The sequence below is a fragment of the Pseudoalteromonas sp. genome (genome assembly GCF_018402495.1).
GTDB lineage: Bacteria > Pseudomonadota > Gammaproteobacteria > Enterobacterales > Alteromonadaceae > Pseudoalteromonas.
Genome location: NZ_JAGYIU010000004.1, coordinates 39,264 through 52,444, shown reverse-complemented (window position 1 = coordinate 52,444; position 13,181 = coordinate 39,264). Strand labels below are relative to the sequence as shown.

20 protein-coding genes are annotated in these 13,181 nt (G+C 41.9%); 3 read left to right on the top strand and 17 right to left on the bottom strand.

Annotated elements, in window-relative coordinates; translation table 11 throughout:
* Positions 1 to 24: 24 nt before the first annotated feature.
* The 17 genes from rpoA to KG708_RS12540 all read right to left on the bottom strand — a co-directional run bounded on the left by rpoA (position 25) and on the right by KG708_RS12540 (position 10,273).
* Entirely contained in the window at positions 25 to 1,011 is a 987-nt protein-coding gene (gene rpoA / locus KG708_RS12620) for a DNA-directed RNA polymerase subunit alpha (protein WP_008115371.1), read from the bottom strand.
* Between the two features lie 24 nt (positions 1,012 to 1,035).
* On the bottom strand, positions 1,036 to 1,656 hold the full coding sequence (rpsD, locus tag KG708_RS12615) for a 30S ribosomal protein S4 (protein ID WP_002959461.1): 621 nt from the start codon (positions 1,654 to 1,656) through the stop codon (positions 1,036 to 1,038).
* Positions 1,657 to 1,677: 21 nt separating this feature from the next.
* On the bottom strand, positions 1,678 to 2,064 hold the full coding sequence (gene rpsK, locus KG708_RS12610) for a 30S ribosomal protein S11 (protein WP_002959471.1): 387 nt from the start codon (positions 2,062 to 2,064) through the stop codon (positions 1,678 to 1,680).
* Positions 2,065 to 2,076: 12 nt separating this feature from the next.
* Entirely contained in the window at positions 2,077 to 2,433 is a 357-nt protein-coding gene (rpsM, locus tag KG708_RS12605; protein ID WP_008115377.1) for a 30S ribosomal protein S13, read from the bottom strand.
* A gap of 125 nt (positions 2,434 to 2,558) precedes the next feature.
* Positions 2,559 to 2,672, bottom strand: a complete 114-nt coding sequence (rpmJ, locus tag KG708_RS12600) for a 50S ribosomal protein L36 (protein WP_002959476.1) — start codon at positions 2,670 to 2,672, stop codon at positions 2,559 to 2,561.
* 22 nt (positions 2,673 to 2,694) lie between these two features.
* Positions 2,695 to 4,023 (bottom strand): preprotein translocase subunit SecY, encoded by a 1,329-nt coding sequence (gene secY, locus KG708_RS12595; RefSeq protein WP_213610298.1) that lies wholly within the window; start codon positions 4,021 to 4,023, stop codon positions 2,695 to 2,697.
* Positions 4,024 to 4,033: 10 nt separating this feature from the next.
* A complete protein-coding gene (rplO, locus tag KG708_RS12590) occupies positions 4,034 to 4,468 on the bottom strand; it encodes a 50S ribosomal protein L15 (RefSeq protein WP_013466073.1) in 435 nt (144 codons plus the stop codon).
* Between the two features lie 4 nt (positions 4,469 to 4,472).
* A complete protein-coding gene (gene rpmD / locus KG708_RS12585) occupies positions 4,473 to 4,655 on the bottom strand; it encodes a 50S ribosomal protein L30 (RefSeq protein WP_008115384.1) in 183 nt (60 codons plus the stop codon).
* Positions 4,656 to 4,658: 3 nt separating this feature from the next.
* Complete coding sequence (gene rpsE / locus KG708_RS12580) at positions 4,659 to 5,165, bottom strand: 30S ribosomal protein S5 (RefSeq protein WP_213610297.1); 507 nt, start codon at positions 5,163 to 5,165, stop codon at positions 4,659 to 4,661.
* 9 nt (positions 5,166 to 5,174) lie between these two features.
* Entirely contained in the window at positions 5,175 to 5,525 is a 351-nt protein-coding gene (rplR, locus tag KG708_RS12575; protein ID WP_213610296.1) for a 50S ribosomal protein L18, read from the bottom strand.
* A gap of 9 nt (positions 5,526 to 5,534) precedes the next feature.
* The gene (rplF, locus tag KG708_RS12570) at positions 5,535 to 6,068 is read right to left on the bottom strand and encodes a 50S ribosomal protein L6 (RefSeq protein WP_213610295.1); all 534 of its coding nucleotides are present in this window, start codon (positions 6,066 to 6,068) and stop codon (positions 5,535 to 5,537) included.
* A 13-nt stretch (positions 6,069 to 6,081) separates the two neighbouring features.
* Entirely contained in the window at positions 6,082 to 6,474 is a 393-nt protein-coding gene (rpsH, locus tag KG708_RS12565) for a 30S ribosomal protein S8 (RefSeq protein WP_213610293.1), read from the bottom strand.
* 21 nt (positions 6,475 to 6,495) lie between these two features.
* Complete coding sequence (gene rpsN / locus KG708_RS12560; RefSeq protein ID WP_006794245.1) at positions 6,496 to 6,801, bottom strand: 30S ribosomal protein S14; 306 nt, start codon at positions 6,799 to 6,801, stop codon at positions 6,496 to 6,498.
* 10 nt (positions 6,802 to 6,811) lie between these two features.
* Positions 6,812 to 7,351, bottom strand: coding sequence for a 50S ribosomal protein L5 (gene rplE, locus KG708_RS12555; RefSeq protein ID WP_010392500.1), 540 nt, complete (start codon positions 7,349 to 7,351; stop codon positions 6,812 to 6,814).
* A gap of 16 nt (positions 7,352 to 7,367) precedes the next feature.
* Positions 7,368 to 7,682 (bottom strand): 50S ribosomal protein L24, encoded by a 315-nt coding sequence (gene rplX / locus KG708_RS12550; RefSeq protein WP_004589210.1) that lies wholly within the window; start codon positions 7,680 to 7,682, stop codon positions 7,368 to 7,370.
* A gap of 10 nt (positions 7,683 to 7,692) precedes the next feature.
* Entirely contained in the window at positions 7,693 to 8,061 is a 369-nt protein-coding gene (rplN, locus tag KG708_RS12545; protein ID WP_008115397.1) for a 50S ribosomal protein L14, read from the bottom strand.
* 274 nt (positions 8,062 to 8,335) lie between these two features.
* The gene (locus tag KG708_RS12540) at positions 8,336 to 10,273 is read right to left on the bottom strand and encodes an AsmA family protein (RefSeq protein WP_213610291.1); all 1,938 of its coding nucleotides are present in this window, start codon (positions 10,271 to 10,273) and stop codon (positions 8,336 to 8,338) included.
* A gap of 236 nt (positions 10,274 to 10,509) precedes the next feature.
* Here KG708_RS12540 and KG708_RS12535 point away from each other — a divergent pair, with 236 nt between their 5' ends.
* From KG708_RS12535 to KG708_RS12525, 3 genes are all read left to right on the top strand, one after another.
* Complete coding sequence (locus KG708_RS12535; RefSeq protein ID WP_076922729.1) at positions 10,510 to 10,929, top strand: hypothetical protein; 420 nt, start codon at positions 10,510 to 10,512, stop codon at positions 10,927 to 10,929.
* Positions 10,930 to 10,937: 8 nt separating this feature from the next.
* Entirely contained in the window at positions 10,938 to 11,138 is a 201-nt protein-coding gene (locus tag KG708_RS12530; RefSeq protein WP_213610289.1) for a helix-turn-helix transcriptional regulator, read from the top strand.
* A gap of 145 nt (positions 11,139 to 11,283) precedes the next feature.
* Positions 11,284 to 12,447, top strand: coding sequence for a hypothetical protein (locus KG708_RS12525; RefSeq protein ID WP_213610287.1), 1,164 nt, complete (start codon positions 11,284 to 11,286; stop codon positions 12,445 to 12,447).
* Positions 12,448 to 13,181: the final 734 nt, after the last annotated feature.

Below are 13,181 nucleotides of genomic sequence, written 5' to 3'. Positions count from 1 at the left end.
ACTAAACTAATATAGTGATTTAGATTATTCAGCTAGGCTTGCAGGCGGCCAATTTTCTAGGCGCATACCTAGAGAAAGACCACGTGAAGCTAGCACGTCTTTTATTTCAGTTAGAGACTTCTTACCTAAATTAGGCGTTTTAAGAAGCTCAACTTCAGTGCGCTGAACTAAATCACCGATATATTGAATTTGCTCGGCTTTCAAACAGTTTGCTGAACGTACTGTTAGTTCAAGATCATCAACTGGACGAAGTAGAATAGGATCGAATTCTGGCTTCTCTTCTTTCTCTTCTGGCTCAGTTACATCGCGTAAATCTACGAATGCATCTAGTTGCTCAGCTAAGATAGTAGACGCACGGCGGATCGCTTCTTCAGGATCTAAAGTGCCGTTTGTTTCCATATCAATGATTAACTTGTCTAAGTCTGTACGTTGCTCAACACGGGCTGATTCAACCGAGTACGCAATACGTTCAACTGGGCTGAATGATGCATCAAGCAGCAATCGACCAATTGGACGCTCATCGTCATCAGAGGATAAACGACTAGATGCCGGCACATAACCACGACCACGCTCAACACGAATACGCATGCTGATCTCGCTGTTATTTGTAGTTAAATTACAAATAACATGATCTGGGTTAGCAATTGTTACATCGCCATCGTGCTGAATATCTGCCGCAGTCACAGGGCCTACACCAGATTTAGTCAGGGTCAGAAAAACTTCATCTTTGCCTTCTAACGTTACCGCTAGACCTTTAAGGTTTAGTAGTATTTCAATGATGTCTTCTTGTACGCCTTCTTTCGCGCTGTACTCATGCAATACACCGTCGATTTCAACTTCAGTTACTGCACATCCAGGCATAGATGATAACAGTATACGGCGTAAGGCATTACCCAAAGTGTGACCAAAGCCACGCTCGAGTGGTTCTAAAACTACTTTAGAACGCGTTGGGTTTATAGCGTCGATATCGACTAACCTTGGTTTTAGAAATTCTGTAACAGAACCCTGCATTTTATCCTCTCTTAACTCTTAACTTTACTTAGAGTAAAGTTCGACGATTAGTTGTTCATTGATGTCCGCAGACAGATCTGAACGCTCAGGTAGGCGCTTGAAGCTACCTTCCAATTTCTTACCGTCAACTTCAACCCAAGTCGGCTTTTCACGTTGCTCAGCCAACTCTAGAGCAGCGATGATACGTGCTTGTGTCTTAGACTTCTCACGGATTACAACAGTATCTTCTGGAGTAATTACGTATGAAGGAATGTTCACAACACGACCATTAACTAGAATCGCTTTGTGGCTTACTAACTGACGTGCTTCAGCGCGTGTGCTAGCAAAACCCATGCGATATACAACATTGTCTAAACGTTGCTCTAAAAGCTGTAACAAGTTTTCACCTGTATTACCTTTAAGGCGAGCAGCTTCTTTGTAGTAGTTACGGAATTGCTTTTCTAACACACCGTAGATACGACGTACTTTTTGCTTTTCACGTAATTGTAAACCGTAATCAGATAAGCGTCCTTTACGAGCGCCGTGCTGACCAGGTGCAGTCTCAAGTTTACACTTAGAGTCGATAGCTCTTACGCCGCTCTTAAGGAACAGGTCAGTACCTTCACGACGACTCAGCTTGAGCTTAGGGCCCAAATATCTTGCCATGTTATTTCTCCTAACCTATTGTTAAACGCGACGTTTCTTCGGTGGACGACAACCATTGTGTGGTATTGGCGTCACGTCAGTAATGTTGGTGATACGGTAACCAGCAGCATTCAAAGCACGTACAGCAGATTCACGACCTGGACCTGGACCTTTGATGAAAACTTCTAGATTTTTTAAACCGTATTCTTGAGCAGCAGTACCTGCACGCTCTGCAGCAACCTGAGCAGCAAATGGAGTAGATTTACGTGAACCACGGAAACCTGAACCACCGGCAGTAGCCCATGATAGTGCATTACCTTGACGGTCGGTAATCGTTACAATAGTGTTGTTGAAAGACGCATGAACATGAGCCATACCATCAGCAACTTGCTTTTTAACCTTTTTACGACGAATTGGTGTCTTAGCCATTTTACTATCCCCTTATCGCTTAATAGGCTTACGAGGACCCTTACGGGTACGCGCGTTAGTCTTTGTTCTTTGACCACGAAGTGGTAAAGAGCGACGGTGACGTAGGCCACGGAAACAACCAAGGTCCATAAGGCGCTTGATATTCAAAGTAACTTCACGACGAAGGTCACCTTCTACAGTGTACTTGCCAACTGCTTCACGCAATACGTCAAGTGTTTCGTCTGAAAGTTCACCGATTTTTGTGGTCTCGGCGATACCAGTCGCTTCTAAGATAGCCTTAGAGCGAGTCTTACCTATGCCATAAATAGCTGTTAAACCAATAACTGCATGTTTATGATCAGGGACGTTAATGCCAGCGATACGGGCCACTAACACATCTCCTATATTTGAATTTGGTAATCATCTGTTTGAAAAGCCCGTAAGGATACTCAAACGAAGACCAAATCACAACTAAAAACACAGGCCGAGAAACCTCAGCCTGCACGACTGTTTACTTAGCCTTGCCTTTGCTTATGCTTAGGCTCACTGCAAATTACGCGTACTACACCAGCACGTTTAATAACTTTACAGTTACGGCATATTTTCTTAACGGAAGCACGTACTTTCATTGCTCAACTCCGTAAACTGACCTTAACGACCGTAGCCTTTAAGATTCGCTTTTTTCAGCACAGAATCATACTGATGTGACATCAGATGGGTCTGTACTTGTGCCATAAAGTCCATGATTACAATAACGATAATCAAAATTGATGTACCGCCAAAATAGAATGGCGTTTGCCATGCCATAGTCATGAATTCGGGCACCAGACAGATAAAGGTTATATACAAAGCACCTGCCAATGTCAGGCGTGTCATCACTTTATCAATGTATTTAGATGTCTGCTCACCTGGACGAATACCTGGGATAAATGCGCCAGATTTTTTCAGGTTGTCTGCTGTTTCACGTGGGTTAAACACCAACGCTGTGTAGAAAAAGCAGAAGAAGATAATAGCCGCAGCTAAAACCATTGCATACAAAGGCTGACCTGGAGTCAACGTTGTAGCAATTGCTTGTAGCACATCAGCGACCGGACCTTCACCCTGGCCGAACCAGCTTGCAATTGTACCAGGGAACAGAATTATACTGCTAGCAAAGATTGGTGGAATAACACCCGCCATATTTACTTTCAACGGTAAGTGCGTGCTTTGAGCAGCAAATACCTGACGACCTTGTTGGCGTTTGGCGTAGTTAACAACGATACGTCGTTGGCCACGTTCAAAAAACACAACAAGATAAGTAACAGCGAATACGATAACCGCAACCATCAACAGTACAAAAACATTCAAATCACCTTGGCGCGCCATTTCGGCTGTCGAACCAATAGCAGACGGCAGGTTAGCTACAATACCAACAAATATTAGAACTGAGATACCGTTACCGATACCGCGTTCTGTTATCTGTTCGCCCAACCACATAAGGAACATAGTACCGGTTACTAAACTCACCACTGCGGTGAAGTAGAATCCCATACCTGGATTAACAACTAACCCGTTCATCATGCCCGGTAAGCTTGTGGCAATACCGATTGATTGGATAGTAGCAAGCACAAGCGTGCCATAGCGTGTGTACTGGCTTATCTTTTTACGCCCTTGCTCACCTTCTTTCTTAAGCTCTATAAACGGACCATACATATGCGTTAATAGTTGCGTAATAATCGAAGCCGAGATATACGGCATGATACCCAGTGCTAACACTGAAGCTCGCTCAAGCGCACCACCGCTAAACATGTTGAACATCTCAACAATGGTGCCCTTTTGTTGCTCGAAGAAATCGGCAAGTACAGCGGCGTCAATCCCAGGGATCGGCACAAATGAACCTAGACGGTAAATGATGATAGCACCCAATACGAAGAGTAATCGGCGCTTCAATTCCGAAAGTCCACCTTGTGCACTTTGTGTATCTTGACCTGGTTTAGCCATTAGTACTTCCTTAGTCTTCTACCTTGCCTCCGGCAGCTTCGATAGCTTCGCGTGCACCTTTAGTAGCCTTAAGGCCTTTAACGGTAACAGCGCGTGAAACTTCGCCAGATTTAACAACTTTAACGAACTGAACGTTCTTTTTAACTAGACCAGCTGCTTGTAACGCGCTTAGGTCTACCACATCGCCTTCAACTTTAGCGATTTCGTATAGGTTAATTTCTGCAGATACTAATGATTTGCGAGAAGTGAAACCGAACTTAGGTAGACGACGTTGCATAGGCATTTGACCGCCTTCGAAACCAACGCGTACTTTACCGCCAGAACGTGATTTTTGACCTTTGTGACCACGGCCACCAGTCTTACCAAGACCAGAACCGATACCACGACCAACACGTTTTGGAGCAGTTTTTGAACCTGCAGCAGGTGAAAGTGTATTCAAATGCATCGAATTACCCCTCTACCTTAACCATGTAATAAACCTGGTTAATCATACCACGCACACATGCTGTGTCTTCTAACTCAACAGTGTGGTTAATACGACGTAAACCAAGACCGCGTAATGTAGCTTTATGCTTCGGTAAACGACCGATAGAGCTCTTTACTTGTGTTACTTTTACAGTTTTATTAGCCATGGTTTACCCCAAAATCTCATCTACTGGAAGACCACGTTTTGCAGCGATCGACTGAGGAGAATTCATGTTCTCAAGAGCTGAGATCGTTGCACGTACAACGTTGATCGGGTTAGTAGAACCGTAACATTTAGAAAGTACGTTCTGCACACCAGTCACTTCAAGTACTGCACGCATAGCACCACCTGCAATGATACCAGTACCTTCAGAGGCTGGTTTCATAAACACTTGTGAGCCAGCATGACGTCCTTTAACAGGATGCTGTAATGTGTTGCCATTTAGGTCTACGTTGATCATGTTACGACGTGCTTTTTCCATTGCTTTTTGAATAGCAGCTGGAACTTCACGTGCTTTACCATAACCAAAACCTACTTTACCTGCGCCATCACCAACTACAGTTAGTGCAGTAAAGCTAAAGATACGACCACCTTTAACTACTTTAGACACACGGTTCACCGCGATTAGCTTTTCAGCTAAATCAGGCTGTTGTTGCTTTGCTTCTACGTTAGCCATTGTCTACTCCTAGAATTGCAAACCGGCTTCACGCGCAGCATCAGCTAGCGCCTTCACACGGCCGTGATATTTAAAGCCACTGCGATCAAAAGCAAGTTTTTCGATGCCTTTGTCAGCCGCACGTTCAGCAACCGCTTTACCAACTGCTTGTGCAGCTGCAACGTTGCCTGTGCCTTTAACTGTTTCGCTAATAGCTTTCTCAACAGTAGAAGCAGCAGCCAGTACATTACCCTCAGCGTTTACAACTTGAGCGTAAATGTGACGTGGCGTGCGGTGGATAACAAGACGCGTTGTGCCTTGTTCAATATAATTTCTACGAGTGCGTTTAGCACGACGTAGACGAGCTGTTTTTTTATCCATCGTCTTACCTTACTTCTTCTTAGCCTCTTTACGGCGTACATTCTCATCTGAATAACGAACACCTTTACCTTTGTAAGGCTCAGGTTTACGGTATGCACGAATGTTAGCAGCTGTTTGACCAACTAACTGCTTATCTACGCCCTTAACTAGAACTTCTGTTTGGCTTGGAGTTTCAATCGTAATTCCTTCAGGAACTGCGAAATTAACTGGGTGCGAGAAACCAAGAGTTAAGTCTAAAACTTTGCCCTTAGCTGCAGCACGGTAACCAACACCTACTAACTGAAGTTTCTTCTCGTAACCTTCATGCGTACCAACAATCATGTTGTTGATTAGAGCGCGAGCAGTACCTGCTTGTGCCCATGCATTAGCTACGCCTTCACGAGGTAAAGTTGTAATAACGTTGTCGTTAACTTGTACTTCAACTGCATCGTTGATAGTACGATTAAGTTCACCGTTTTTGCCTTTAACTGTGATTTCCTGGCCTTTTAATGTAACTTCTACACCGGCAGGAACGTTTATTGGTGCCTTTGCTATGCGAGACATAGTTCCCCTCCGTTTAAGCTACAAAACCAATGATTTCACCACCAACGCCTGCACTACGTGCTGCGCGGTCTGTCATTAGGCCTTTAGAAGTTGATACGATAGCGATACCTAGACCACCCATTACCTTTGGTAATTCGTCACGTCTCTTATAGATACGTAAACCAGGACGGCTAACACGCTGGATATTTTCAATAACAGCTTTGCCTTCGAAGTATTTTAACTCGATAGAAAGCTCAGGTTTTACATCACCACTTACTGTAAAGTCTGCGATGTAACCTTCATTTTTTAATACATTAGCTACTGCTACTTTCAGTTTCGAATTAGGCATCGTTACAGATACTTTCTTCGCTGACTGACCGTTACGGATTCGTGTAAATAAATCCGCGATAGGATCTTGCAAGCTCATAGTCTTACTCCCATGATTCTATTACCAGCTAGCCTTTTTAAGGCCAGGAATTTCACCGCGCATAGCTGCTTCGCGAACTTTAATACGGCTCATGCCGAATTTGCGAAGGAAACCATGTGGGCGGCCCGTAATGTTACAACGATTACGTTGACGTGCAGGGCTAGAATCACGAGGTAAAGCTTGTAGCTTAAGTACCGCGTCCCAACGATCATCTTCAGATGTATTAACATCACTGATGATAGCTTTTAGTGCTGCACGCTTTTCAGCGTACTGAGCAACTAGTTTAGTGCGCTTTGCTTCGCGCGCTTTCATAGAATTCTTTGCCATAACCCTACCCTTATTTCTTGAATGGGAAGTTAAACGCTTCTAACAACGCACGGCCTTCCTCATCTGATTTCGCAGATGTAGTGATTGTGATATCCATACCGCGTACACGGTCTACTTTATCATAATCAATTTCTGGGAAGATGATTTGTTCACGTACGCCCATGCTGTAGTTACCGCGTCCATCAAAAGACTTAGCACTCACACCACGGAAGTCACGGATACGTGGGATAGCGATTGAAACCAAACGCTCAAAAAAGTCCCACATACGCTCGCCGCGTAGGGTTACTTTACAACCAATCGGGTAACCTTCACGCACTTTGAAGCCAGCAACAGATTTGCGTGCTTTAGTGATTAAAGGTTTCTGACCAGAGATAGCTTCTAGATCCGCAACAGCGTTATCTAAAATCTTTTTGTCAGCTAAGGCTTCGCCCACACCCATATTTAATGTGATCTTCTCGATCTGAGGGACTTGCATGACAGAGCTGAAACCAAACTTCTCTTGAAGTTCAGCAACTACTTTGTCTTTATATACTTCATGCAGTTTCGCCATCATTCTACTCCAACTATTAGATAGTTTTACCAGTAGATTTAAAGATACGTAATTTCTTACCATCTTCAATCTTGAAACCTACACGATCTGCTTTGCTCGTTTCCGAGTTGTAGATCGCAACGTTTGATACGTCGATAGACGCTTCTTTCTCAACAATACCACCAGCTTGGTTCAACTGTGGAACCGGCTTTTGGTGTTTCTTGATTAAGTTAATGCCTTCGACAAATACTCGACCAGACTCGGTTACAACTGAAAGCACTTTGCCGCGCTTACCTTTGTCTTTACCTGCTAGTACGATTACTTCGTCATCACGACGGATTTTTGCTGCCATGATAGACTCCTTACAGTACTTCTGGGGCTAGTGAAACGATTTTCATGAACTTTTCATTACGAAGTTCGCGAGTCACAGGGCCGAAAATACGAGTACCAATAGGCTGCAAGTTATCGTTTAAGATAACAGCCGCATTGCTGTCGAAACGGATCAATGAACCGTCTGGACGACGAACGCCTTTTTTGGTACGCACAACTACCGCGTTTTTAACATCACCTTTCTTCACTTTACCGCGAGGAATCGCTTCTTTTACAGAAACTTTAATGATATCGCCAATCGCTGCATAGCGACGGTGTGAACCACCAAGGACTTTTATACACTGCACTTTGCGAGCGCCGCTGTTATCAGCAACTTCCAGCTGAGTTTGCATTTGGATCATGTTAATGACCTCCGGTGTAGTAATTACAACTTGTCTTAAATTTGTTTAAAAACAAGACATTTCGATTGAATCCCACTCAAAAAACATACTATATGTCTCTTAAGGGCGGGCAATTGTATCAGCATTGAAGGGTGAGTGGTAGGTTATTTTTTAATTAATTTACTGCAAGTGCTAAATTAAAACTTGGTTGTTTATGCTATCTATATAAATTTTAGCTGATTATAAAACAAACAAGGCATCTTAGCGATGCCTTGTTTGTTATTTGCCGTTAAAATTAGCCAAACAAGCCTTTTAGCTTATCTTTAATTTTATCTTTGGCTTTTTCTTTTGCTTCCTCTTTAAGCGCACTGCCAACATCAAGCTTTATTCCAACATCATGAAATGGGCCTTTTATTCGCAAAGGAATTTTAAAGCCTGTACTGTCATCTGTAGTGCCTTGTCCTTCAATAGAACCAACCACACCAGTTACCAATCGATAATTAACGTGCGTTTGCGGTAAATCCACATCTCCCTCACCTGAAATACGTATTAAAGGGCTGATCAGCGATAAGTCGGTGTTTTTACCTACGCCATTGGTAAAATTAAAACTCCCCGAAAGTGCAGAGAAGTCAGTTTGTTCAGACTCTTCAAACCCTGTATCTAACCCCTCAGAGACTGCATTAAAGTTACCTTTAATAACCTCTTTGCCCTTACGTACCATTTCCGCTACGTTCGCACCTTTCACTGCCCCGTCAGCAAACTTAAAGCCTAATTTACCATTAAGTGCGTTAATGAACGTTTTTTGGCTTTGCCCTTTTGTAGTTAAACTCCAGTTTAGAGAGCCCTTACCCATTAATTTATCAAAACCAGCCGCATCAGTAAGCAGCGGCTGCGCTTCTATCTTATCTAAATCAAAGTTGGTTGCTATTTTATAAGGAGTACTTTGGGCATTAAGGGTGAGCTCGCCTTTACCTGTTCCTTCGTAAGCGGCAAAGCTGTCTAGGTTTAATTTAGCAATGCTATTTTTAAGTGCCACAGTAAACTGGTTAGCGCCTAGTTTAATGTCGTTAGCTTTTAAACCACTTGAACGAACAATCACATTTGCATCTAATGCACTTAAGCCACTTAAATCAATTTGAGTATCATCCCATACAATCGGCTCTGCCGGCTTAGACTCGTCTTTTACTGGGGCTTCTTTCTTAGCTACGGTTTCTGGTAAGTAAGGATTTAAATCAAGCATTCCTAGGTCAATATCAGCATTAACCGCTAAACGACTGCCTAAATTTAACTTACTTTTACCTTTAATCTCGAGTGCATCGAGTGTTGCTACCAATTCGGTTAGGTTAAACTCTTCACCGAGCAGGTGCATTTCGGCTTTGATGCTAAAGGTGTTAAACGCATTGTCTTTCGCGTTTAAATCAACCCCTTGCCAGTTAGCAATATTTTTAACCGAATCACCGTTAAGTGTTAAAAGTCCTTTAATGTCTTTGCCTTGTTTGGCTATGCTGCCATCAAACGTTAAATCTACTAAGCGTGAGTTAAGCGCTTGCTTTACATTAAATGTGGCGCCTTCAATTACTTTTGCTGGTGTATCGAGTTTTACATCAAGCACAAAGCGCTCTTGCATGTAAGTTATAGCTCCTTTGACTTCGAGCTGTTTGCGCAGTGAAGGCAGTAATATAGCCAGTTCTAAATCGCTAACTTGCTGTTTAGCGCCCGTTTGACCATCTAAATAAGTAAACGACCCGCCATAAATAGCGACCTCGCCTAACTGAATATCAAAGTTTTCAGGTAATTTGACTGCCTCACCCGATTGAGTTTGCTGCTCTGGCTGTTTAGCCACTGCATCAAATAACTGCCAGTTTGCTCTGCCGCTTTTATCGGTTTCTAGCAAAATATCAGGCTCATTAATGACAAACTTTTCTAGCTTTACCTCGCCACCGAGTAATGAAAGCCAAGGAATATGAACGGCAAGTTGCTGCATACTTGCCATATCAGCGCGAGAGCCACTGGACATATTGGCAAAATGTACATCATTAAGCTCTAATTTTAATGCAGGGAATACACTGAGGGTTTTATCTCCCTTTATCGTTAATGTGCGCCCAGTTGTTTTTTCTACCTGCTCAGACACTTTATTAAAAATGGTATCGGTAGGAATTAAAAATGGTGCAGCAACAATTAACGCTATGCATAGCAATAATATGACACCAATAATTTTAAATAAGGTCTTCATGATCATCCTTTCAAACGTGCAAATAATGTTCTTATCATAGCGGGAGTTAACACTAAAAGCATTGCCCAATAACTAAAAAGCTACTTTCCTACATTCTAACGTGGGTATATGAATTGTAACTGAAACATTTTGATACCTTTAGGTTACAAGAAATAATTGACAAAATGATACCCCAAGGTTACATTGATACCTGTAGGTTATAAAATATAAATTAACACTTTCACAGGATGGACTTTATGAAACAACAAGATATTAAAACTGAAGAAAAATTTATGAGTCACAACGCATGGTTTTCGATATTTATGGGTATTACTTTACTAATAATCAGTGGCTACCCCATTATCGGAAACACATCAGCGCCGTTGCTGATTTTAGGAAGCACCGCATTTCTTGGTTCTTTCCTTATGTTTGTAATTAGAGGTGGCTTTACATGGAGAATGAAATACCACCTTACTTATAAAGATGAATACTTAAATACAATAGATACAATTGCTTATAAACATGTTGTATTAGCATTGTTATTTAGTATGGGCACGGTTTATTTATTCTCTGAAGGCCTAACTTTACATATATCTCATAGTATGATGGCTACTTTTTACCTTGCTATTATGTGTTTGGTGTACGGAATTTCTATTTTTTGGCAAAGTCGTGACTAGGAGTCAAAGTGCAAAATAACATAGCAAAATTTCGTAAAGAGGCAGGGCTTTCACAACAAGAGCTCGCTGATGCTATTAATGTATCACGCAAAACAATAAGCACTGTAGAAACAAACCGATTTACGCCATCGGTAATTATTGCGCTTAAAATAGCTAGGCACTTTAATACCTCTGTTGAAAGCTTATTTGAAATTGAAGATCATGATTAAAGCAATGTAATCATGATGCATGTATTACGCATCCTGATTACATTACTGCAATTGTTCGGTATGATGCGCGCCCCTGTTGTATTTAGCCTAAATAAGCTAAAATGTAGCGACTAAAAAATATATCTAACCGGAGAGTCTACAAGGCATGAAGAAACTGCTAATTTCACCGTCAAAAATGGCATTAGGCGAACAAGAAAGTCAAATTTATCAAAACATTCTGAAGCAATCTTCAGAGCTAAGCCTAAACCTAATGGCCGTGAAAGTGGAAAACCATCCAGAAGATTTTTTAGGTTGGTGTTACGAGCTATTAAGCGCAAGCCGTGATCGTATTAATTACGACTTACTCGAAACCTCACAATTACCATTATTAAAAAAGCTGCATGACCAACTTATTTCAGCCATTAGCTTTTTACAGTTAAAAACATTACGGGTAGCGCCTTGGCCAGTAGTGAGTATGTTTGTAGAACAACATAAAGAACTGGTGGCACTTGATGAGCAGCTACGTTTAACTACTTATATTGCAGGCCTGCGTGAAAAGCCGTTAAAAGATATGATCCCTGAAGACTTACTCGCTTTTAGCGGTAAGCACATGGCGTCACTCGACCCGAGTACTTATACCTTTGATGTAGAATGGTTTGCCTCTACAAAAAGTGCTAAAGGCTTTCACCAGATGCTGGCTGACTTGCCAGGTGCATTTGACGATGCCCTTAGCAATATCCCACTTGAGGGTGATGTAGCGCAAAGTAATTACCAACAATTTGTAATTGCTTACTTGAGTGCATTTAATGGCAGTGATGAAAAACCAACACTAGCGCCTGCAACCCGTTTATTAGCAATGCGCCGCCCTGATGTATTTACACCGATTAGCAATAGTCGCCTAGATGCATTGTGCTCCGCTTTAGGTATCACCAAACTAAATAACCGCGACTTTGAGCGTTACTGGCAAGATGTAGTACAAAGTATTCATGCTATGTCGTGGTTTAAAATGGCTAACGCTGGTAATGAATTGGAAGAGAAACTAGTTAGTATTAAAGCGCTAATACCTTGCTTTTTTTATTACGCAGATACAAACACCGCTAATAACTCAAACTACATTAAGCTACTTAATAAACCTACACGTAGCACTTCGAGCAGCAGTAAAGCGCCACGCCGAGGAAAAGAATCGGCTGAAATATTAGTAGACCGCGCACTTGCTGCTGATGATATCCCAGAGCATATTCGTGCTAAGCGTGATTCTATTATTAGCGAAGTACAAAAAGGCCGTGGTGTAAACGAAACAATTACACTTATGCGTACCATTTTTGGATAAAACGTATATCAAACGCAATTAGCTTTAATAAACTAGCTTAACGTTAGGGTCTATTGACCTTTCAAGGTTAAATTTGCAAAGGTCAACAGATGTATGGACTCCCACTTCCCTCAGGAGTAACGTAATAAGCAACTAAACTTTTACCAAGGAGCCCATACATGTTTGATTGTAATGTAATCGCAATTGATTTAGCAAAAATTTATTCCAGGTTTGTAAAACAGATAAAAATGGAAACGTTATTTATAACAAAGCAATCACAAGAGCTAAACTTAAAGAATTATTAATTAAAGAGAAGCAATCTTTAGTTGCTATGGAGTCGTGTGGCGGAACACATTATTGGGCACGCTTTGCTAAACAAGCTGGTCACCAAGTAAAAGCAGTTAATGCACGACAAGTAAAAGCGTTTCGTCAAGGACAAAAACAGATGCTAATGATGCGCTGGATTTCTGTTACTGCCTCCAGCCTCATATTAAAGAAAGCCGATTACTTTCAGTGCAGGAGCAATGCCTGCAAGGCATTGAATGTATGCGTGATTTATTGGTCAAACAAAAAGTAAGTTTGGCAACCAACTCAGAGGTTTGCTTTTGGAGTTAGGGTACCCAATAGCCTCAAGGTGATACCCCATTAATCTGCGCTATACCAGAGATACTAGAAGACGCAGAAAATAGTTTAACATCCTCATTTTCGCTTTTCAATTGACCTCCTTTTTCAACGCTTTAAGTGAGACAATTGAA

Excerpts from the sequence above, each read along its gene's own strand:
- rplX (WP_004589210.1), bottom strand. The coding sequence starts at position 7,682 with ATGGCAGCAAAAATCCGTCGTGATGACGAAGTAATCGTACTAGCAGGT.
- rplN (WP_008115397.1), bottom strand. The coding sequence starts at position 8,061 with ATGATCCAAATGCAAACTCAGCTGGAAGTTGCTGATAACAGCGGCGCT.
- KG708_RS12525 (WP_213610287.1), top strand. The coding sequence starts at position 11,284 with ATGAAGAAACTGCTAATTTCACCGTCAAAAATGGCATTAGGCGAACAA.
- rpsK (WP_002959471.1), bottom strand. The coding sequence starts at position 2,064 with ATGGCTAAGACACCAATTCGTCGTAAAAAGGTTAAAAAGCAAGTTGCT.
- KG708_RS12540 (WP_213610291.1), bottom strand. The coding sequence starts at position 10,273 with ATGAAGACCTTATTTAAAATTATTGGTGTCATATTATTGCTATGCATA.
- rpsN (WP_006794245.1), bottom strand. The coding sequence starts at position 6,801 with ATGGCAAAGAATTCTATGAAAGCGCGCGAAGCAAAGCGCACTAAACTA.
- rpmJ (WP_002959476.1), bottom strand. The coding sequence starts at position 2,672 with ATGAAAGTACGTGCTTCCGTTAAGAAAATATGCCGTAACTGTAAAGTT.
- rplR (WP_213610296.1), bottom strand. The coding sequence starts at position 5,525 with ATGGATAAAAAAACAGCTCGTCTACGTCGTGCTAAACGCACTCGTAGA.
- rplF (WP_213610295.1), bottom strand. The coding sequence starts at position 6,068 with ATGTCTCGCATAGCAAAGGCACCAATAAACGTTCCTGCCGGTGTAGAA.
- rpsH (WP_213610293.1), bottom strand. The coding sequence starts at position 6,474 with ATGAGCTTGCAAGATCCTATCGCGGATTTATTTACACGAATCCGTAAC.
- rplO (WP_013466073.1), bottom strand. The coding sequence starts at position 4,468 with ATGCATTTGAATACACTTTCACCTGCTGCAGGTTCAAAAACTGCTCCA.
- rpoA (WP_008115371.1), bottom strand. The coding sequence starts at position 1,011 with ATGCAGGGTTCTGTTACAGAATTTCTAAAACCAAGGTTAGTCGATATC.
- KG708_RS12535 (WP_076922729.1), top strand. The coding sequence starts at position 10,510 with ATGAAACAACAAGATATTAAAACTGAAGAAAAATTTATGAGTCACAAC.
- rpsE (WP_213610297.1), bottom strand. The coding sequence starts at position 5,165 with ATGGCTAACGTAGAAGCAAAGCAACAACAGCCTGATTTAGCTGAAAAG.
- rplE (WP_010392500.1), bottom strand. The coding sequence starts at position 7,351 with ATGGCGAAACTGCATGAAGTATATAAAGACAAAGTAGTTGCTGAACTT.
- secY (WP_213610298.1), bottom strand. The coding sequence starts at position 4,023 with ATGGCTAAACCAGGTCAAGATACACAAAGTGCACAAGGTGGACTTTCG.
- rpmD (WP_008115384.1), bottom strand. The coding sequence starts at position 4,655 with ATGGCTAATAAAACTGTAAAAGTAACACAAGTAAAGAGCTCTATCGGT.
- rpsD (WP_002959461.1), bottom strand. The coding sequence starts at position 1,656 with ATGGCAAGATATTTGGGCCCTAAGCTCAAGCTGAGTCGTCGTGAAGGT.